The sequence below is a fragment of the Rhodococcus yananensis genome (genome assembly GCF_020515525.1).
Lineage (GTDB): Bacteria > Actinomycetota > Actinomycetes > Mycobacteriales > Mycobacteriaceae > Rhodococcus > Rhodococcus yananensis.
In genome coordinates this window covers 1-1,195 of the sequence record NZ_JAIYEP010000163.1, presented here as the reverse complement: position 1 = coordinate 1,195, position 1,195 = coordinate 1, and the positions used below count along the sequence as shown (strand labels likewise).

The 1,195-nt window shown below is 70.5% G+C and carries 1 protein-coding gene; it reads left to right on the top strand.

Features of this window, described 5'->3' with window-relative positions:
* Window positions 1–14 precede the first annotated feature (14 nt).
* Window positions 15–1,195 (top strand): hypothetical protein (locus tag LDQ05_RS19570; RefSeq protein WP_226438614.1); only part of this gene is annotated, 1,181 nt, incomplete at its 3' end.

The window sequence follows — 1,195 nt, the reverse complement described above, 5'->3', positions numbered from 1 at the left end:
GAGGGGGTGGCAGCGTGACCGTGACAGAACTCCCGACCACCGCCACGTTCTGGGAATGCCGCGAATCCCTCACGCGCATACTCGAATTCGCGCGCTCGCGTCGCGCCGGACCGTGGGCCGTCCTCGCCGCCGTCCTCGCCCGTGCGGTGGCATCCGTCGAACCCAACGTGAAGCTGCCGCCGACCGTTGGCGCGGCGGCGTCACTGAATCTTTTCGTCGCGGTCGTCGGCCCGTCCGGCGGCGGTAAGGGCGCCGCCGAGGGTGCCGCGCGCGACGCCGTGCAGTTCGTAGACCACACCGGCCGCCCCCTCGACGACCTCGCCGAGTTCCCCGTCGGCTCCGGTGAGGGCATCGCGCGCACGTTCCGGCCGGCCGGTGCGGACGCCGACGAGGCAAACGAGCGCACGCGCGCGCTGTTCACCATCCCCGAAGTCGACACGATCGCCGCGCTCGGCTCGAGGCAGGGCGCGACACTCATGCCCGAGCTACGGAAGCTGTACATGGGCGAGCAACTCGGCTTTGCCAACGGCGCGAAAGCCACGCGCTCGACGCTGCCTGCGCACTCCTACCGAGCGTCCCTCGTCGTCGGCGTGCAGCCGCTCCGAGCTGCGGCACTGCTGCACGATGCGGACGGCGGCACTCCGCAGCGGTTCGTGTGGGTGCCGGTCGGCGACCCGGATGCACCGGACGTCGCGCCCTCCCCGCAGCCGCTCATTGTGAGGCTCCCGCGGTGGGAGACCAAGACGGTGTACCTCGAAGTTCCGGAGATGGCGCGTGCGGCGATGGACGCGCACCGCCTCGCGACGCTGCGGGGGGAAGCCGTAGACCCCCTCGACGGGCACCGGATGCTGACGCGGCTCAAGATCGCCGCGGCGCTCATGATCCTGGACGGGCGGACCGTGGTCGACGACGAGGATTGGATGCTCGCCGGGGTTGTGATGCGGGTGTCCGATCGCACCCGTGCAGGTATCGAGCGAGACCTCGAAGAGAAGGCGCGGAGGTCGAACCGTGCCCGTGCCGAAGCGCGCGCGGAGGCTGAAGGGATCGTCGCCGACCGGGCAGCGGAACGGCTCCGCGAGCGGGCACGCGGGCGCATCGTCAGGACGCTTGAGCGACGAGGAACCGAGACGCGTAAGGGACTCAGGAACAACCTCGACACACCGCTTCGCGGCGTGTTCGATGCCGTGCTATCCGA